The sequence below is a fragment of the Nocardia sp. NPDC055050 genome, from assembly GCF_053608345.1.
The window spans coordinates 115,412-136,774 of the sequence record NZ_JBSGVG010000004.1 but is presented as its reverse complement, the minus strand read 5'-3'; the positions used below and the strand labels follow the sequence as shown (position 1 = coordinate 136,774).

General features: G+C 70.5%; 3 protein-coding genes. All 3 read right to left on the bottom strand.

Features of this window, described 5'->3' with window-relative positions:
- Positions 1-58 precede the first annotated feature (58 nt).
- On the bottom strand, positions 59-7,582 hold the full coding sequence (locus ACWGCN_RS06550) for an amino acid adenylation domain-containing protein (protein WP_452458406.1): 7,524 nt from the start codon (positions 7,580-7,582) through the stop codon (positions 59-61).
- A 141-nt stretch (positions 7,583-7,723) separates the two neighbouring features.
- A complete protein-coding gene (locus ACWGCN_RS06545; protein WP_452528979.1) occupies positions 7,724-13,627 on the bottom strand; it encodes an amino acid adenylation domain-containing protein in 5,904 nt (1,967 codons plus the stop codon).
- A gap of 69 nt (positions 13,628-13,696) precedes the next feature.
- A complete protein-coding gene (locus tag ACWGCN_RS06540; RefSeq protein WP_452458407.1) occupies positions 13,697-20,989 on the bottom strand; it encodes an amino acid adenylation domain-containing protein in 7,293 nt (2,430 codons plus the stop codon).
- Positions 20,990-21,363 lie beyond the last annotated feature (374 nt).

The following is a 21,363-nucleotide window of genomic DNA, read 5'->3' as shown; positions in this document are numbered from 1 at the left end:
ACAGACGCGCACTGCCACTCATCCGCACCGCGTGCGGACCAGCCAGTGTTCGTTCCACCTATCCATCCATCCCGACCACCGCGCGCCGCTCGTGCGGCTGCCCGGTGTTGCCGATCATCTCACTGAGCGCGACAATCCTCGCACCTGTCCCGTCGCCGGGTTCGGCAACGGCCACCGCGGCCTCGGTGAACACATGGCTCACCTCGTCCGCACCCCCCTGGTCTGCCCCCATCACCAGCGTCGCGCCCGCGATCGCGGCCGCGACGATCTCGAGCACGCCCGCCACCGAATCAGGTCGGCCCGCCGCTCGCGTGCGTGATTCGAAGTTGAGCCCGGCGCGCTCGGCCACCTGCTCGGCCGCGGTCGCCAGCTCGTCGTAGCTCAGCGTGCGACCGCCGCCGGCGAAGGCCACGTCGTCGCCGCGCAGGGCACGGGTGCGGTGCGCGTAGCCGATCGGACGAGGTGATTCCGCGGCCAGTTCGGCCCGCAGCGCGGGGTCGGCCAGGTCGTACCAGTCCAGCCCGTCGGGGGCGTCGAGGATGTCGATGGTCAGGCCGAGTTTCACCTCGAGGTTGCTGCCCGGCGGGCGGGCGTCCATCGTCATCAGCGGCACCACCGCCGCGCCCGCCTTGAGCACCGCCCAGGTCGCGATCGCCGCGTCCACCCCTCGGTCGAGCCGCACCGCGACTCCCGTACCCGGACCGGCGCCGCGGGCGATCAGCGAACGCGCCAATTGTGATGAGCGGGCATCGAACTCGGCGTAGGCGATCGCCGTTTCACCCAGCTCGAGCGCAGGTGCGTCCGGGTCTTCCTCCACGGCCGAGGCCAGTTCCTGCGCCAGCGCGGCACCGTTGGCCGACGGCACGGGGGCATAGGCCGCGGCCGTCAGCTCACGTTCGCGCTCGCTGGCGTCACGCAGATCGATATCGCCGACACGCACTGCGGGATCGGCGGCGACCGCGGTGACGATCTCGGTGAGACCGCGTGCGAAGGCGGCGACGGTGTGTTCGTCGAAAAGGTCGGTGGCGTAGGTGAAGACGATGCCGATCTCATCGGGTTCGCCGGTCGCCGACAGGCGCGGTTCGATGTTGACCTGCAGGTCGAACTTGGCGGGCCGGGCCGCGAGGTCCATCGCCTCGATGGTGAGGCCCGGCAGGCGGAGCACGGGGGTCTCGTTGTTGTGGAAGGAGAGCACCACCTGGAACAGCGGGTTGTGCGACACGGTGCCGGTCGGGGCCACCTCCTCGACCACGCGCTCGAACGGCAGGTCGGCGTTGGCGAAGGCGGCCAGGCCGACTTCGCGTGCGGTGCTGACCAATTCGTCGAAACCGCGGCTGGGGTCGACCTCGGTGCGCAGGGTGAGGGTGTTGACGAACATGCCGACCAGGTCGTCGAGCTCGGGTTCACCCCGGCCGGCGATCGGGGTGCCGATCGCGATATCGGTGCTGCCGGAGATCCTGGCGAGCAGCACGGCCAGTGCCGCGTGCACGACCATGAACAGCGACGCGTTGTGCCTGCGGGCGATCTCGGCGAGGCGGACATGAACGTCGGCGGTCAGAGTGGTGCTCACATCGGCGCCGCGCAGCGAGGCGTGCGAGGGGCGCGGATGGTCGTGCGGCAGCTCGACCGTGCCCGCCTGCCCCGACAGGGTGTGCCGCCAGAACTCCAACTGCCTCGCGGCGGTGGAATTCTCGTCGGATTCCGAGCCGAGCACCTCGCGCTGCCACAGCGCGTAGTCGGCGTACTGCACGGGCAGTGGCGACCAGGCGGGTGAGCGTCCTTCGACGCGGGCCCGATAGGCGATCACGAGATCACGGGCCAGCGGCGCGAGCGAAGCACCGTCGGCGATGATGTGCTGCACCACTACGGCGAGCACGTACTCTTCCTCCGCGAGCGGGTCCTCGGCGGGCGAGGTGAACAACCCGGCGCGCAGGGGAACTCGCTCGGCGACATCGAAACCGCCCGCGAGCAAACGCATCACCCGGTCACGTGGATCGTCGCATTCCTCCAGCGCGAGGCCGGTCGGCAGCACCGCGCTGACGGGCAGGATCTCCTGATACGGAACAGCGTCGGCGTCATCGGCCGGGAAACGGGTGCGCAGCGCCTCGTGCCGTTCGAGCACATCGGCGACGGCATAGCGCAGCGCAGAGGTGTCGAGCGCGCCGCGCAACCGCAGGACCAGCGGGATGTTGTACGCCGGTGAGTCGGGGTCGATGCGGTTGAGCAACCACATCCGCTGTTGCGCGGGCGAGAGCGGAACGACGCCACGGTCCTGCGCCGGAATCAGCGGTGGTCGTGGCGCGGCCACCGAACCTGGGCGCACGCGGGCCGCGAGCGAGCCGACGGTGGGCGCCTCGAACAGGTCACGTACCACCAGGTCGGTACTCAGTGCCTGGTCGATGCGGGCGATGGCCCTGGTGGCCAGCAGCGAGTTGCCACCGCGGTCGAAGAAGTTGTCGTCCAGACCGATCTCGGGCACGCCGAGCAGGGTCGCGAATACCTCGGCGACGCTGAGTTCGATGGGGGTGGTCGGCGCGCGGAAGGTGGTGGCGGCGGTGAACTCCGGCGCGGGCAGTGCCGCCCGGTCGAGTTTGCCGTTGGTGGTCATCGGTAGTTCCGCGACCACCACGACAGCGTCGGGAACCATGTATCCGGTGAGGAATTCGGCTACGGCCGCCCGCACCTCCACCGGGTCCAGACCCGCGACCACGCGAAGATCGGCGGGCGTGGAGTCGTCGTCGAACCCCGCGCCGCTGTCGCCACGTCCGAAGCGCGCGCCTACCGGCGGCTTCGGAAGTACGGTCGTGGGCGCGTCGTTCGGATCGACTACATCTGTCGCCGGGACGACGTAGGCGATCAGCCGGTCTCCGGCGTGCTCGTCGGCGCGCACGATGACCGCGGACTGCCCGACGCCGGGCACCCGCAGCAGGGCTGCCTCGATCTCGCCCGGTTCGATCCGGAAACCACGCAGCTGCACCTGCTGGTCGCCGCGGCCGCCGTATTCGAGGGTGGGGGTGCCACGGAACCCGATCCAGCGACCGAGGTCGCCGGAGCGGTAGCGCCGGGCGCCCGGTTCACCGAACGGGTCGGCGACGAAGCGGGTGGCGGTGAGACCCGGCTTGCCGAGGTAGCCGCGCGAGAGCTGGTTGCCCGCGATGTAGAGCTCACCCGCCACACCGAACGGCACCGGACGCAGACGGTCGTCGAGGACGACCACCGACAGTCCGGGCAGCGCACGGCCGATGAGGCTGCCGGGCAGGTCGACGGCAGATCCGCCGATATGGTCGGCGTCCACCGGCGCCCGGTCGGCGACGATGTCCGCCGTCCGCGCGGTCAGGACCTGGTGCGAGACATGGACGGTGGTCTCGGTGATGCCGTACATGTTGACGAGTTCCGGTGCGCCCGGCCCGTTTCCGTAGCGGTCGTACCAGCGGCTGAGCTTGCGGGGGTCGAGAGCCTCACCACCGAAGACCACGTACCGCACCGGCAGCGCGATGGCGCCCGCGGCCTGCGCGGCCCGGTCGGCTTCGTCGAGCTGGGCGAAGGCGGTAGGCGTCTGGCTCAGCACCGTCACGTGTTCACGGGCCAGCAGTTCGCGGAATTCGATCGGCGACCGGGAGGTCAGGTGGTCGACGACGACCACCGACGAACCGCCTGCCAGCGCGCACCACAGTTCCCAGACGGAGAAGTCGAAGGCGAAGGAGTGGAACACCGTCCACACGTCGTCCTCGTCGAAGGCGAACAACAGCTGGGTGTTGGCGAACAGCTCGAGCACATTGCGGTGGGTGACACCGACGCCCTTGGGCAGGCCGGTGGAACCCGAGGTGTAGATGACGTACGCGAGATGATCCGGGCGCAGCGGAGCACGGCGTTCATCGGGATGCAGCGGAGCGTCGCTGTAGACGGGCGGCTCGTCGAGCAACACCACGGGCAGATCCGCGAGCGGCGTCAGCAGTCCGTGCTCGGCCGAGGTGGTCAGCACAACAGCGGGTTTCGCGTCGTCGACGATGTAGGCCAGCCGCTGCGCCGGGTATCCGGAGTCGATCGGCAGGTAGCCCGCACCCGACAGCAGCACCGCGAGCAGCGCGACCGGCAGCTCCTCGGTGCGCGCAACGGCCACAGCCACCAGGGTTTCCGGGCCCGCGCCCTGCACGACGAGCGCGCGGGCCAGCGCCGATGCCCGACCGAGGAGGCCGGCGAAGGTGAGGGACCGCTCCCCCGCCCTGATCGCGATCGCCTCGGGACGCTGTTGCGCCTGGGCGGTGATCAGGTCGGTGAGCGTGACCTCGGGAACCGCGATGCCGGGCGAATAGCCCTCGCGCAGGACGAGTTCACGCTCGCCGGGGGCGAGCACGTCGATATCGCCGACCGGCTTGGCCGGGTCGGCCACCACCGCGGCGAGCACCCGCGTCCAGCGGTCGGCGAAGTCGGCGACCGTGGCGCGGTCGAAGAGGTCGGTGGCATAGACGAAGGTGGCCGCCAGGCCCTGCGGCGCGCCGTCGACGCCGATGTGTTCGGCGAGCTCCACCTGCAGATCGAACTTCGCCAGTGGCACCGTGAAGTCGGCGGCGGAGACGGCGAGGCCGGGCAACGCCAGGTCGGTGCGGGCCAGGTTCTGGAAGGTCAGCATCACCTGGAACAGCGGGTGCCGCGCGGTCGAACGCACCGGCTCCAGCAGGTCGACGAGCCGCTCGAACGGCACATCGGCATGTCCGAAGGCGGCCAGATCGCGTGCTCTGACCTCGGCGAGAAGCCCGCCGAAGTTCGTCGCCGGATTCACCTCGGTGCGCAGGACCAGGGTGTTGACGAACATGCCGATCAGCTCGTCGAGCGCCTGCTCGCCACGACCGGCCACCGGGGTGCCGATCGCGATGTCGCGGGTGCCGGAGAGCCGGGCCAGCAGCATGGCCAGCGCGGTGTGCACCACCATGAACAGCGTGGCGTTGTGCTCGCGGGCCAGCGCGGACAGACCGGCGTGCACCGAGGCGGGGACCTGGACACTCAACGACCCGCCCGCCCGGCTCGACACGGCGGGACGCGGCCGGTCGGTGGGCAGTTCGAGCTGTTCGGGCAAGCCGGACAGCGTCTTTCGCCAGAAGGCCACTTGCGCGGCGAGCAGCGAATCCGGGTCGTGCTCGGCGCCGAGCAGTTCACGCTGCCACAGCGTGTAGTCGACGTACTGCACCGGCAGCGGCGGCCATTGCGGCGCGCCGCCACCGCGCCGTTCGGCGTAGGCGGTGAGCAGATCCCTGGTCAGCGGCGCGAACGAGAAGCCGTCGGCGGCGATGTGGTGCACCACGCAGACGACGACGTGCTCGTTGTCCGAGATCGCGAGCACCCGCACCCGCACCGGCGGCCCGGCGGTGACGTCGAAGCCGGTCAGCGCGGCAGCGCCGATCGCCTCGGTCAGGTCTTCCTCCGCCACCTCGACGATCTCGAACTCGGGCACCGCGGCAGGGTCGCCCGCCGCCAGCACCAGCTGGTGACCTTCGCCGTCGAGGACCGCGCCGTGGCCCTCCGCGCCGATACCGTCGGATACCGGGTAGACCGTGCGCAGAACTTCGTGGCGCGCGATCAGGTCGGCGATCGCGGCGCGCAGGGCGGGCAGGTCGAGGCGGCCGGAAAGGCGGACCGCGACCGGGATGTTGTCCACGGCCGACGTGGGGTCGAAGCGGTTGAGGAACCACATCCGCTGCTGGGCGTAGGACAGCGGGACCAGCTCGGGGCGCGGACGCGGCGTCAGCGGGAGCGCGTGTGCCGAAACACGGTGCTGCTCGGCTCGATTGGCGAGGGCGGCGACGGTCGGCGCCTCGAACACCGCCTGCACCGGCACCCGCACGTCCAGCGCGGCGCCGATGCGAGCCACCGCCTGCGCGGCGAGCAGCGAGTCGCCGCCCAGTTCGAAGAAGTCGTCGTCGGCGCCGACCCGGCCCGCGCCGTCACGCAGCAACAGGGCGGCGAACACGTCGGCCACCACCTGTTCGGCCGGGGTGGCGGGCGCGCGGAAACCGCGGGCGGTGAACACCGGCGTCGGCAGCGCGGCGCGGTCGAGCTTGCCGACCGAGGTCAGCGGCAGCTCTTCGAGGACCATGATGACCGACGGGATCATGTACGCGGGCAACGATTCCGCGAGGAATTCCGCCAGCGCGCCGGTGTCGATCGTGCGGCCGGGGCGCGGCAGCACGTAGGCGACCAGCGCGGTCGCGCCCGAGGGCATCGTCTTACCCAGCGTCACGGCGTAGTCGAGGTCGGGGTGCGCGGTGAGCGCGTTGTCGATCTCGCCGAGCTCGATCCGGAAGCCGCGTACCTTCACCTGGAAGTCGGTGCGGCCCAGGTATTCCAGCGTGCCGTCGTGTTCGAACCGGCGCACCAGATCACCGGTGCGGTACAGCCTGCCCGGCCCGAACGGCGAGGCGACGAAACGTTGCGCGGTGAGCCCCGGCCTGCCCAGATACCCCTGCGCGAGCGCGGGGCCGGAGAGGTACAGCTCGCCGACCACTCCGGCGGGCACCGGCCGCAGGCGCGCGTCGAGCACGTACAAGCCCATGCCGGGCACCGCGTGGCCGATGGTGATCGGCGCGTGGGCCCGCAGCGCCGAGGTGCTGGTGGCGAGGATGGTCGCCTCGGTGGGGCCGTACCCGTTGTAGAACGCGCGCTCACCGGTTGCCCAGCGACCGACCAGTTCCGGGCCGAACCGGTCGCCCGCGACGATCACGGTCGACAGGTCCGGCAGCCCGGCCGGGTCGACGGACTCGAGCGCGCCAGGGGTGATCAGCAGGTGGGTGATGCGTTCGCGGCGCAGCAGGTCCGACAGTTCGAAACCGCCGAACACGCGCGGCGGCGAAACCACCAGGGTCGCACCGGTAGCGAAGGCGAGCAGCAACTCGAGCACCGACACGTCGAAGTTCGGCGAGCAAACATGCAGCACCCGCGAATCGGGTTGCACGTCATAATGTTCGCGCTCGGCGGCGACCAATGTGGCAAGCCCGGTGTGGGTCACCACGACGCCCTTCGGCTTACCGGTGGAGCCGGAGGTGTAGATGACGTAGGCCGGGTGCGCTTCGTCGATCGGGCGGACCCGATCGGCGTAGCTCACCGCGTGCCCCGGCCGCACGGCGATGCGCTCGGCGACCACCGGGTCATCGAGTTCGATCCAGTACGCCGTGGTACCGAGGCAGGCGCGATGGGCCGCGGTGGTCAGGCCGATGGTCGCGCCGGAGTCGGCGACGATATGGGCGATCCGGTCGGCCGGGTAGGCCGGGTCGACCGGCACGTACGCGGCACCGGTCTTGGCGATGGCCCACACCGCGAGCACGGATTCGATCGAGCGGGCGATGGCGATCGCGACGACATCGCCCGCGCCCATCCCCCGGTCGATGAGTTCACGTGCCAGGCGCGAGGACCGCTCGTCGAGCTCCCGATATGTGAGGTGTTGTTCCGCGCCGGGCATCCCGGTGGGGTTGTAGCGCAGCGCGATCGAATCGGCCGCGGATTCGACGGCGGCCGTGAGCAGCTGACCGAACAACGGTGCGCCGGTAGTACGTCGGCGACCGGCACGGCCCGTGCGGCGGGGGGTTTCCACAGACCTATACACCTCTCGCGTCCGGCGGCCGAGTCGGACACAGCATAGCCACACCTACATAGCCGCTGCCGACCGTCGCCGAGGTGTGCGCCACGACACACCAACTCTATCGCAACAGAATCGTAATGCCCATGTAGTCCGTTACGGACGTGTATCGCCGGATCCGTCCGCACCCGCGACGACCTGCGCAATTGCCGGTCCGGACGTGGCTACCGCCACAGCGGAGAGCATCTCCTGGTGGGTGGCCTCGACCGGGTGGTCAGCAATGATCCCGCTGACGAACGGGCGCCATCGCGAGGCCCCGTCCCCCAGCTTTTGGGGGGTCCGCAGGGCGGTGAAATAGGTCAGATCACCGTCGAATCGTGCGGGTTCGAGCTCGGTGAGAAGCGCCACCGAGCGCAGTGCTCCGCGGTACATGCCCACGAACTGCGCGCGCGAGATCGGCGTGTCCGCAGCGAGTGTTGTGTGCAGTGATTCCAGTGCCTCGTCGCCGAGTTCGGTGAGTTGGCTGGGCAGTTGCCGCTCGGGTATGCCGAGTTCGGTGAGCACGTGCCGCAATTCGGTGGCGAAATCGGCGAGTGCGGCGCCGGGGAGGCTGTCGAGCATCGTCAACGACGCCACCGTCTCGCCCTCGGCTTGCAGGCGGGTCGCCACGGCCTGCGCCAGCACGCCGCCGAGGGACCAGCCGAGCAGCTGATAGGGGCCATGGGGCTGAACGCCGCGGATCTCGGCCAGGTAGCGGTCGACCAGCTCCTCGGCCGAGGCGGGCCGGAATTCCGGATCGCTCAGGGCCGGTGACTGGATGCCGACCACGGGCTGATCCTCGGGCAGGTGCGGCACCAGGCTCGCGTAGGCCCACGCCAGACCCGAGACCGGGTGCACACAGATCAGCGGCGGACGGGTGCCGCGGCGGGCGATCGGCAGCACGACCGCGAGTGCGGCTTCGAGGTCGGCCGCGCCTGCGGGGCCGTCGCTGATTCTGGTAGCGAGACCGGCGACGGTCGGGTCGGCGAAGAACGCGGCGACGGTGAGCTCCACGCCGGTGTGTTCACGCAGGTGGTGCACGACGCGGGTGGCCAGCAGCGAGTTGCCGCCGAGCGCGAAGAAATCGTCGTCGAGGCCGGGGTTGCGCGCGCCGAGGACCTCGGTGAAGACGGCGGCTACGGCGATCTCGTGCTCGGTCCCGGGCGCGCGATAGCGGCGGGGTTCGAGCACCGGCGCCGGAAGGGCGGCCCGGTCGAGCTTGCCGTTCGCGTTCAGCGGGAGGCGGTCGAGCACGACGAAGGCCGAGGGGACCATGTAGGACGGGAGCACCTGCGCCACCGCGGCTTTGGCCTGCGCGGTGGTGAGCGCCCCGCCGGGTGCGGGGACGACATAGGCAACCAGCCGGTCACCGAGTTGCGGGTCGGTCGTGGCGACGACCGCCGCCTGGGCGATCTGCGGTGCGGCGAGCAGGGCCGCTTCGATCTCGCCGAGTTCGATGCGGAATCCGCGGATCTTGACCTGGAAGTCGGTGCGACCGCGATAGTCGAGTTCGCCGTCAGCGGTCCAGGCGACGAGATCACCGGTGCGGTACATGCGGGCGCCGAGCGCGGAGAACGGATCGGCGACGAAGCGGTCCGCGGTGAGGTCGGGTCGGCCGAAATACCCGCGGGCGAGCTGCGCGCCCGCCAGATACAACTCTCCCGCGACACCTACCGGGACCGGACGCAGACGGGCGTCGAGGACGTAGACCCGGCTGTTCCATTCGGGCCGGCCGATCGGGACCGTGGTGCGATCGGCGGTGGTGACGCGGTGGTCGGTGATGGAGACCGCGGCCTCGGTCGGGCCGTACAGGTTGTGCAGCGCCGCCGGGTTCGTCGCCAGGAAACGCTGGGCGGTGGCGGCGGGGAGCGCCTCGCCGATGGCGAGTACGCGCCGCAGCGAATTCGGCAGGACACCGGCGGATTCGGTGAGCAGCGCATCGAGCATCGACGGCACCACGTGCAGGGTGGTCACCGAGTGCGCGGCGAGCACGCGGAGCAGGTAGGCGGGGTCGCGATGGCCTTCTGGAGCGGTGATCACCAGGCGGCCACCGCAGATCGCGGCCGACCAGAATTCCCAGACCGACAGGTCGAAGGTGGCGGCGGTCTTCAACAGGACCGAGTCATCGGGGCCCAGGCCGAATGCTGCTGTCTTCCACCGCAACTGGTTGACGATGGCGGCGTGCGAGACGGCGACGCCCTTCGGCTTGCCGGTCGAGCCGGAGGTGAAGATGACGTAGGCGGTGTTCCCTGAGCGCAACACACCGATGCGCTCGCTCGCCGCGATCGGGGCGGCTGACACCGCCGACAGCTCCAGGGTGTCGACGGCGATCACCGGTGCGCTCCGTGTCGCGTCGACGCCGGCGGTGAAACCGTCACGCGTGGTGGTCAATACGCAGGTCGGGGCAGCGGTCGCGAGCACATGCGATACCCGATCGGCGGGCTGGCCGGGATCGACGGGAACGTAGGCGGCGCCCGCCTGCGTCACCGCGTACATGGCGACGACCAGCTCGGTCGAGCGTCGCATCGCCAAGGCGACCCGGTCCTCGACACCGACGCCCTGCGCGATGAGGTGTCGCGCCAGCTGATTCACGCGGGCCGCGAAGTCACGATAGGTGAGCGCGGCGCCGTCGGCGTCGACGAGCGCCACACCGTCCGGGTTCGCGGCGGCGGTGTCGGCGAACAGGGCAGGCAGCGTCGTGGCCGGGGTGGCATGGCCGGTGGCGTTCCAGTCGTGCAGGATTCGCGCACGCTCGGCATCGGAGAGCAGGTCGATCTCGTCGACGGGACGGCCCGGCGATGCGGCGATCGCGGTGAGTACTAGCGCGAAGCGCTCCGCGTAGGACTGTGCGGTCGACTCGTCGAAAAGGTCCGTGGCATAGGTGAACACGCCGCTGATCCCCTGCGCCACGCCGTCACTGTCGTAGCCGTCGGCGACGATGGCGTGCAGATCGAACTGGGACACCGCGAGATCCACGTCGACGCCCTCGACCGCGGTCTCACCGAGTTCGAGGCCGGAGCGGCTGAGGTTCTGGAAGGACAGGCCGACCTGGAACAGCGGGTGGCGGGCAGTGGAGCGGGCGGGGTTGATCGCCTCGACCAGTCGCTCGAACGGCAGGTCCGCGTTCGCGAAGACCTGGAGGTCGGTATCGCGCTGGCGGGCGAGCAGTTCGGTGAACGACTCACCGGTTCGCAGCGTGGTGCGAAAGACCAAGGTGTTGACGAACATGCCGATCAGGTCGTCGAGCGCGGCCTCGCCACGACCCGCGACGGGCGTACCGACCGCCAGATCGTCGGTGCCCGCGAGCCTGGCCAGCGTCACCGCGAGGGCAGTGTGCACGACCATGAACAGCGTCGCGCCCTGATTGCGCGCCACCGCCAGGAGGGCGCGGTGGGTGTCGGCGTCGACCTCGATCGGGACGCGACCGCCGGCGAGGGACTGCACGGCGGGACGCGGCCGGTCGGCGGGCAGGTCGAGCTGGTCGGGCAGCCCGGCCAGCGCGCCACGCCAGTAGGCGAGCTGGGCCGAGGCCAGCGATCGCGGGTCGTCCTCGCTGCCGAGCAAGGCCCGCTGCCACAGCGCGTAGTCGGCGTACTGCACGGCCAACGGCGCCCACTCCGGCGCGTCACCCGCCGAGCGGGCCGCGTAGGCGAGCATGAGATCCCTGGTGAGCGGGGCGAGTGAGGACCCGTCACCGGCGATGTGGTGCACGACCACCGCGAGCACCGCTTCGTCGCCACCGAGCTCGAACAACGCGACCCGCAACGGCACCTGGCCGCGCACATCGAATCCCGACGAACCGAACTCGCGCATGGCGGCGGTGAGCTGCTCGGGTGCGATCGAGCCCACCTCGAGCCGCGGCGTCGCCTCGGTCCCGGCCAGGATCTGCTGGATCGGCCCGTCGTCGGTCTCGGGGTAGATCGTGCGCAGGGTTTCGTGCCGGGCGACGAGGTCGGCCACGGCGGCGCGCAGGGCTTCGACATCGATGGCACCGTGCAGCCGCACCGCCATCGGGATGTTGTAGGCGACCGATCCCGGGTCGAACTGATTGAGGAACCACATCCGCTGCTGGGCCAGCGACAGCGGAATCCGTGCGGGCCGCTCCCCGGCGGTCAGCGCGGGACGTGCACCCGCACCGGCGGATTCGGCGAGTCGCCGGGCCAGCGTTTCCACCGTCGACGCCTCGAACAGCAGCCGGACCGGAAACTCGGTGTCCAGCGCGGCGCCGAGGCGGGCGGCGACCTGGGTGGCCATCAGCGAGTTGCCGCCGAGGGCGAAGAAGTCGTCGTCGAGGCCGAGCTGCGTGTCGCCGAGGTCGAGCACCTGAACGAAGGTGCCTGCCACGATCTCCTCGACCGCCGTTGTGGGGGACCGGAATTCGGCGTGTTCGAGGATCGGTGCGGGCAGCGCCCTTCGGTCGAGCTTGCCGACCGGGGTGAGCGGAATGATGTCGAGTGCCATCAGCACGGTCGGCACCATGTGCGCGGGCAGGCTGCGCTCGGCGAAGGCGGTGAGCGCGGCGTGGTCGACGGTCGCGCCCGGGGCCGCGTGCACGTAGGACACCAGAATGGTGGCGCCGCTGTCGAGTTCGTGGCCGATGGTGGCGGCGAAGTCGAGGCTCTCGTGGGCCGAGAGCACCGCGTCGATCTCGCCGAGTTCGATGCGGAAACCACGGATCTTGACCTGGAAGTCGTTGCGGCCCACATAATCCAACGCGCCATCGGCGGTCCAGCGGACCAGATCACCGGTGCGGTAGAGGCGAGAACCGGCCGGGTCGAACGGATTCGCGACATAGCGAGAGGCGGTGAGGGCGGGCCGGGCGTGGTAGCCGCGGGTCAGCTGGGCGCCGGTGATGTAGAGCTCGCCGGTGACGCCGGGCGGAACGGGGCCGAGCCGGTCGTCGAGGACGTATTCGGCGACCCCGTTGATCGGGCCGCCGATGGTCATCGGGTCGCCCGGTTTCAGCGGCACACTGATGTTGGTGACAATGGTCGTCTCGGTGGGCCCGTACACGTTGTGGAATTCGCGCAGGGTGCCATCGGCGAGGGGAATCGCCCAGCGCCGCAGCAGATCCGGCGCAACCGCCTCGCCGCCGACCGCCACCACCCGGAAGTCGTCGAGCCCGTCCGGGTCGATCGAGGCCAGCGCGGCCGGAGTGATGAACGCGTGGCTCACCCGTTCCCGCCGCAACAGCGCGGCCAGATCGTCGCCGCCGTACACACTCGGGTCCACGATCACCATCGTGGCGCCCGCGCCGATCGCCAGCAGCAGCTCCAGCAGCGACGCGTCGAAGGACGGCGACGCGAAATGTAGCGTGCGCGAAGTGGATTCGACACCGTAGTGCCGACGCTGCTCCTCGCTGAACCCCGCGAGCCCGGCCTGCGTCACCGCGACGCCCTTGGGCAGGCCGGTGGAGCCGGAGGTGTAGATGAGGTAGGCGAGATCCTCGGCCCGCACCGGACGAAGCCGGTCGGCGGAGGTGATCGCCTCGCCGGAGAGGCTGTCGAAAGGGTCCGCCTGGTCGGTGCCGTAGCGCCGGCCACCCGCAGGCCGAGCGCCGTTGTCGCGCGTGTCGCCGGTCGGCTCGGCGTCGAGTCGGAGCCATTGCACCTGGGCCGGAAGTCCGTCGGCGACGGCCGCGACGGTCAGTCCGAAGACCGCGCCGGAGTCGGTGACCATGTGCGCCACCCGATCCGGGGGGTAGTTCGGGTCGACGGGGACGAAGCCCGCACCGGTCTTGGTGACGGCCCAGACGGCGAGGACCGATTCGATGGAGCGCGGGATTCCGATGGCTACCAGGTCGCCCGCGCCGATGCCACGACCGATCAGGAAGCGGGCGATGCGGTTCGACCGCTCGTCGAGTTCGGCGTAGGTGAGGCTGCCGAGGGTGCGGGCGGCGTCGGCGAGGACGACCGCGAGACCGTCGGGGTTGGTCTCGACCGCGGTGGCCAGCAGCTGTGCCAACGCGGTGACGCGCGGGCGACGCGTACGAACCGGTCGGGTTCTTGCCGGTCGTGTCATAGCTGTTCCACCTCACCCATCACCGAAACTTGTTGTCCCGCAGCGGGGCCCCCGCACTGCGGGCGCCGCTCACGCCACCGGGGCGCGCAGATCTCCGAGTACCAGCACTGCCTCGGCCGCTCCCGGATTGCCCGGTGCGGCATCATCGGCGATCAGCGCCTGCAGATCACCGAGCTCGGCGGTATCGAGCGCCTCGATCCCCACCCGGTCACCGAACAGGTGGGTCACCCACTCCTCGGCCAGTGACGCCGACAATCCGTTGGCTACCCCGATGTCCGCGACACCGGGCACCAGCACCATCGACGCGCCCGCAACGCCCGCGGCCACCGGCTCGACCAGCGCCGTGAAGCTGTCGACGGAGCCGTGGCCGAAGGTGCGGGCTTCGAAGGTCAGGTCGGTGTCGGCGCGCACCTGCGCACCCGCCGTGGCGAGTTCGTCGTAACTGCGGGTGCCGTCGGCGCCGACGAAGGCCGGGTCACCGCCGCGCAGAGCTCGGGTGCGGTCGGCGTAGGTGACCGGGCGAGCGGACTGTGTGGACAGTTCGGTCTTGATCGCCGGGTCGTCGAGCGAGATCCAGTCGACGCCGCGAGGTTCGCCGACGGTGATACTCAGTTTCGCGGCAGGTTCGGCGGGCGACTCGGTGCCGGTCACCGGGACCACGGCCGCGCCTGCCTTGAGGATCGCCCAGACCGCGACGGCCCAGTCGACGCCACGCGGAAGATCGACGGCCACACCGTCTCCCGGCCCGAAGCCGCGCCCGATCAGCAGCCGGGCCAGGCGGGCGGAGCGGGCGTCGAGCTGCTCGTAGGTCAGCGCGTCGTCGCCCCAGACGAGCGCGGGGCCCTCGGGGTCGTCCTCGGCGGCGGCGGTGAAAGCCTGCGCCAGAGTGGTGCCGCCCGACGGGGTGCTCGGCGCGGGCGCCTTGGCCGCGCCGGCGAGCAGCCGGGTGCGTTCGGACTCGTCGAGGATGTCGATGTCGCCGATCCGGATCTGCGGGTCGGCGGCGACGGCGGTCAGGATGCGGGCGAAGCGGGCGCCGATGCTGCGCACGGTGGCCTCGTCGAACAGGTCGGTGGCGTAGTTGAACAGCGTCACCAGCTCGTCGGGATCACCGGCGGCGGTGAAGCGCGGTTCGACGTCCACCTGCAGGTCGAACTTGGCGGCGATCGCGGTGTCCAGCGCGTTCACGGTGAGGCCGGGCAGTTCGAGCGCGGCCGCCTCGTTGTTGCTGAAGGTGAGCGCCACCTGGAACAGCGGGCTCTGCGCACTGCCCCGTCCGGGCGCGACGACCTCGGCGACCCGCTCGAACGGCAGGTCGGCATTGGCGAACGCGCCGAGGTCGGTCTCCCGCGCCACGTCCACGGCCTCGTCGAAGGAACCGGCCGGATCGAGGGTGGTGCGCAGGGTCAGGGTGTTGACGAACATGCCGACCAGCTCGTCGAGCGCCCGCTCACCGCGCCCGGCGACAGCGGTGCCGATGGCGATGTCGGATGTGCCCGACAAGCGGCCGAGCAGCACGGCCAGCGCCGCGTGCACGACCATGAACAGCGACGACTTGTGCTCGCGTGCCAAGTGATTGAGGGCGGCGTGCACCTCGGCAGGCAACCGCAGCTCGGACGTGGCGCCGCGCAGGGTCGGTACCGAGGGCCGCGGGCGGTCCTGCGGCAGTTCCAGCAGCGGTGGCACGTCGGCCAGCTGGTTGCGCCAGTAGTCGAGCTGGGCGGCGGCCAGGGATTCGGGCTGCTCGTCGTCGCCGACGACCGCCCGCTGCCACAGCGCGAAGTCCGCGTACTGCACTTCCAGCGGCGTCCACGCCGGGCTCTGTTGCGCGGCACGAGCCACGTAAGCGGTCATCAGATCGCGGGCGAGCGGGGCCAAGGACGCGCCGTCGGCCGAAATATGGTGCACCACGACAACGAGCAGCCACTCGGCCGAAGTCCCGTCGGTGAGCAATCGCGCACGCAGCGCAACCTCACGCGTCACATCGAAACCGGCACCGGCCAATTCGCCCGCACGAGTGAGGACATCGGTGGTCGTCTCGACCTGGAGCCCCTCGGGCAGTACATCGGCCACGGAGAGAATCTCCTGGAAAGCCCTGCCGTCGGACACCGGGAAGTAGGTGCGCAGCGACTCGTGTCTGCCGAGCACGTCGGTGACCGCGGCGCCGAGGGCGGCGATGTCGAGCTCACCGGTGAGGCGGATCGCGAAGGGGATGTTGTAGGAGCCCGAGGCGGGGTCGACCTGGTTGACCACCCACATGCGCTGCTGAGCCAGCGACAGCGGAATGCGCTGTGGCCGTTCGGCGGCGACCAGCGGCGGTCGGGCAGCGGCACCGCTCGCCGCACCGACGCGCGCGGCCAAGGCCGACACGGTGGGCGTCTCGAACAGGTCGCGGATGGCGAGGTGGGCGTCGAGCGCCTCGTTGATGCGGGCGATCGCCCGGGTGGCGAGCAACGAGTTGCCGCCGAGCGCGAAGTAGTCGTCGTCGGCGCCGACGCGGGCCATGCCGAGCAGTTCCGCGAAGACCCCGGCGACGATCTCCTCGGCGGGGCTGGCAGGAGCGCGGAATTCGCCCGCGGTGAACGCGGGGGCGGGCAGCGCCTTCCGGTCGAGCTTGCCGCTCGGATTCAGCGGGAAGCCGTCCAGCACCGTGACGACGGTCGGAACCATGTAGGTGGGCAGCGAGTCCGCCACGGCCGTGCGCAGCGCCGCGGGGTCGGGCTCCTCGCCGGGCCGCGCCACCACATACGCCACCAGGTGCTGGCCGGACGCGGTGTCGAGTACCAGGGCCACGGCCTGGCTGATCGCCTCCTGGGCGAGCAGGGCGGTCTCGATCTCACCGAGCTCGATGCGCTGACCGCGGAACTTCACCTGGAAGTCGGTGCGGCCCAGGTATTCCAGCGCGGGCTCGGCCGAGGATCCACCCCAGCGGACGAGGTCGCCGGAGCGGTACATCCGCGCGCCGGGCTCGAAGGGGTTGGCCACGAACCGATCCGCGGTCAGACCGGGACGGGCGACATAACCGCGCGCGAGCTGGTCACCGGCGAGGTACAGCTCGCCGACCACTCCGGCAGGCACCGCGCGCAGGCGTGAATCCAGCACGTAGACACGGGTATTCCACTCCGGCACGCCCATCGGTACCGATCCGCGATCGGAATCGCTTGCGGGCCATCGCGTCACGGTGACAGCAGCCTCGGTGGGCCCGTACAGGTTGTGCACCCCGGCCGTGGACACGCGGGCCACGTCGGCCACGGTCTCGGTGGGCAGCGCCTCACCGGCGGCGAACACCGCCCGCAGGCTCGGAATCGAACCGGCGGTGGTGTGCGCGGCGAAGACCGACAGCATCGACGGCACGAAGTCGGTGAGCGTCACGCCCTGTGCCGCGATCGTTTCGGCGAGGTACAGCGGGTCGCGATGTCCGTCGTGGGTCGACACGACCAGCTTCGCGCCGGTCCGCAGCGGCAGGAAGTAACCCCACAGCGACACGTCGAACGTGGCGGGCGTCTTCTGCAGATACACATCCGACGGGCCGATCCCGTACTCGGCGCCCATGTAGACCATCTGGTTGACGATCGCCGCGTGCGACACCGCCACACCCTTGGGACGCCCGGTGGAACCGGAGGTGAAGATGACATAGGCCGGGTTCTCGGGCCGGACCGGCCGAGCCGGCTCGACAGGCGCGGCCGAGAACTCTTCGAGCGCAACGGAATCCACCAGGATCACCGGCACACCCGCGGGTACCTCGATCGCGTCCGCGGTGGTGCTCAGCACAGCGGCGGGCGCTGCGGTATCGATAATGTGGGCGATGCGATCGGCCGGATGGTCCGGGTCGATCGGCACATACGCACCACCTGCGGTCACGATCGCGTACATCCCGACCACCAGATCGAGCGAGCGCCGAACCGCGAGGCCGACCAGGGATTCGGGACCGACGCCGTGGGTCACCAGCAGCCGGGCGAGCCGGTTGACCCGCTCGTCGAACTCCCGATAGGTCAGCTCGGCGCCCTCGTACGCGACAGCGACAGCATCGGGGTGCTCGGCCACCGCACGTCGATAGCCGTCGAGCAACAGTTCCGGCGCGAGGTCGCGGCGAGTGTCGTTCCACTGCACCAGGATCCGGTCCAGCTCGGCGGGCTCCAGAAGCTCGATCGCACCGAGCGGCGCGGCGGGCGCGGCGACGATCGCGGCCAGCAACCGCTGGAATCGATCGGCGAACCCGGCGACGGTCTCGGCGTCGAACAGATCGGTGGCGTAGGTGAGCCCGACCGCGATGCCGTGCGGCGCACCGTGGCGATCGGTGTCCTCCACCATCTCGAACTGCAGGTCGAACTTGGCGAACGGAATGGTCATCTCGACGCCCGCGACGGTCAGACCGGGCAGTTCCAGTGCCGTGCGCGCCATGTTCTGGAAGGCGAGCATCACCTGGAACAGCGGGTGCCGCGCGGTCGAACGGGCCGGGTCGAGCAGCTCGACCAATCGCTCGAACGGCACATCGGCGTGACCGAAGGCCGCGACGTCGACCGCGCGGGTCGAGGCGAGCAGCTCTTCGAAGCTGCCCGCCGGGTCGACCTCGGTGCGCAGCACCAGGGTGTTGACGAACATGCCGATCAGGTCGTCGAGGGCGGCGTCACCACGACCCGCGACGGGGGTGCCGATGGCGATGTCGGTGCTGCCCGACAGCCGGGCCAGCAGCGCCGACAGCGCGGCGTGCACCACCATGAACAACGTCGAATTATGGGCGCGCGCGATCTGATCCAACCCGGCGTGCACCTCGGCCGGGATGCGGAAGTCCAGGCTCGCACCACGGTAGGAGGCGGTGGCGGGCCGCGGCCGGTCGGTGGGCAGCTCGAGCTGGTCGGGCACACCGGCGAGCTGGGTGCGCCAGAAGTCGATCTGCTGGGTCAGGATCGACTCCGGGTCGTCCTCGGTGCCGAGCACGGCCCGCTGCCAGAGCGTGAAATCGGCGTACTGGACGGCCAATTCGGGCCAGCCCGGCGCGTTACCCGCGCTGCGCTGGACGTAGGCGGTCATCAGGTCGCGGGTGAGCGGGCCCATCGACACACCGTCACCGGCGATGTGGTGCATCACGCAGACCAGCACGTGCTCGGTCGCGCTCAGTCGCAGCAGCCGCAGGCGCAGCGGCGGAGCGACGGTGACATCGAAGCCCGCGCTGACGGTCTCGGTGACCAGGGCGGCGATCGCGTCCTCGTCTGCCTCGTCGGCCGCCAGAGCGGGCACGGCGCGCGGGTCCGACAGCGGCAGCACCAGCTGTGTGCCGACCCCGTCGACCGGCGGATACATCGTGCGCAGCACCTCGTGGCGGGCCACCAGGTCGGTAACCGCGACACGCAACGCGTCGACATCGAGCGCGCCCGACAGGCGCACCGCGATCGGCATGTTGTTCACCGCGCTGGCCGGATCGAACTGGTTGAGGAACCACATCCGCTGCTGGGCGAACGACAGCGGGATCGAGTCGGGGCGCTGCTGCGCGACCAGCTCGTGGCCGGAACCGGTGCCGATATGACGTTCGACGCGTTCGGCCAGCCCCGAGACCGTGCTGACCTCGAACAGCACCTGCACCGGAATCCGGGTGTCGAGCGCGGCGCCGAGGCGCGTGGCGGCCTGCGCGGCCAGCAGCGAGTTGCCGCCGAGCTCGAAGAAGTCGTCGTCGGCACCGACCCGGATCTCGTCCGGCGCACCGGCGGTCAGCAGATCGGCGAAGATGTCGGCCACCACCTGCTGCACCGGAGTCACCGGCGCGCGGAACTCGCGCACCGCGAAAACAGGCTCGGGCAACGCTTTTCGGTCCAGCTTGCCCACCGGCGTCAGCGGGATCCGGTCCAGCACCATGATCGCGGCCGGAATCATGTAGCCGGGCAACGATTCCGCGAGGAACGCGTCGAGCGTGGTCACCTCGAGCGTCGCGCCGGAGCGGGGCATCACATACGACACCAGCGCTGTCACACCGGAAGGCAGAGTCTTGCCGAGAGTCGCCGCGAAGTCGATGTCGGGGTGCGCGGTGAGCGCGTTGTCGATCTCACCGAGCTCGATCCGGAAGCCGCGGATCTTCACCTGGAAGTCCGAGCGCCCCATGTACTCGATGACGCCGTCACCGGATTCGCTGCGCCGCACCAGGTCTCCGGTGCGGTACAGGCGCGCGTTCGCGTCACCGGACTCGGCGCCGAACGGGCTGGCGACGAAACGTTCCGCGGTCAGCGCGGGGCGGTTCAGGTAACCCTGTGCCAGCGCGGGACCCGACAGATACAGCTCGCCGATCACGCCCGCGGGCACCGGCCGCAGCCGCGAATCCAGCACGAACGCACCGACACCGGCGATCGCGGCACCGATCGTCACCGGCGCGGCCGGATCCATCGGCGCGGTGCTGGTGGCCAGGATGGTGGCCTCGGTGGGGCCGTAGCCGTTGTAGAACTCACGCTCGCCCACGGCCCAGCGACCGACCAGTTCCGGACCGAACTTGTCACCGGCGACGACCACCACGCGCAGGTCGTCCAGGTCCGCCGGATCCACCGATTCCAGCGCGCCCGGGGTGATGAGCATGTGCGAAACCTGTTCGCGGCGCAGCAGATCCGCGAGCTCGAAACCACCGAACACACCGGGCGGCGCGATCACCAGGGTGGCGCCCGCGGAGAAGGTGAGCAGCAGTTCGAGCACCGACACGTCGAAGTTCGGCGAACACACGTGCAGCACGCGCGAGTCGGCGGCGACGCGGTAGTGCGCGCGCTCGGCGGCGACCAGACCGGCCAGACCGGTGTGGGTCACCACGACGCCCTTGGGCTTGCCGGTGGAACCCGAGGTGTAGATCACGTAGGCCGGGTGCCGCTCGTCGAGGGTGCGGATCCGGTCGGTGTAGGAGATCGGGTGCGCGGGCTGGGCCGCGATCGTGGTGGCCGTCTCGGCGTCGTCGAGCTCGAGCCAGGTCAGCGCCGTACCGAGCACGTCGCGATGCGCGGCGGTGGTGAGCCCGAGCACCGCGCCGGAGTCGGACACGATGTGCGCGATGCGGTCGGCCGGGTAGTTCGGGTCGACCGGGACGTAGGCGGCGCCGGTCTTGGCGATGGCCCACACCGCGAGCACGGAGTCGATCGACCGGGCGATGCCGATGGCGACGACGTCGCCGGGGCCGATCCCGCGAGCGATGAGCGCGCGGGCCAGCTGCGAGGACTGCTGATCGAACTCGGAATAGCTGAGCTGACGCTGGTCGGCCGGGTCACCGGAAGGGTTGAACCGGACCGCGACCCGATCGGCGGCCGATTCGACCGCTCCCGTCAGCAACTGCCCGAATGTCGGACTGCTCGACCGGCGACGGCGATTACCGCGGGCAGAACGACGGGCAGTTTCCATTCGAGTTCATTCACCTCTCATCGCGTCTGCACGTGCGGCTGCCCCGCATCGCGCAGATCGAGTCATCATATAGACCGGTCGCATAATGTCCGAGTCAGCGTGCCCCCGGTGCTCGGGGCCCAGAGGACTATCGGCACGGCCCCGGAACGTGTTGCCCCCACCAACGGCAAAGTGACGGGGTTCATAAGAACCACCGTCACTCGCTAACGCTGTCAGAGCACACCGCGTACCCCGACCCTTAGGGAGGGGCGCCGCGTAGCGGCGGGTGGGGGCCGGCCCCCCGCGCAGCCGGCCGGGGGCGGGGGCGGCCCGCGCCCCCCACCCGGGCCGCGCGGCCGGCCCCCCCCGGGGCCGCCCCACCCCCCCCCCCCCCC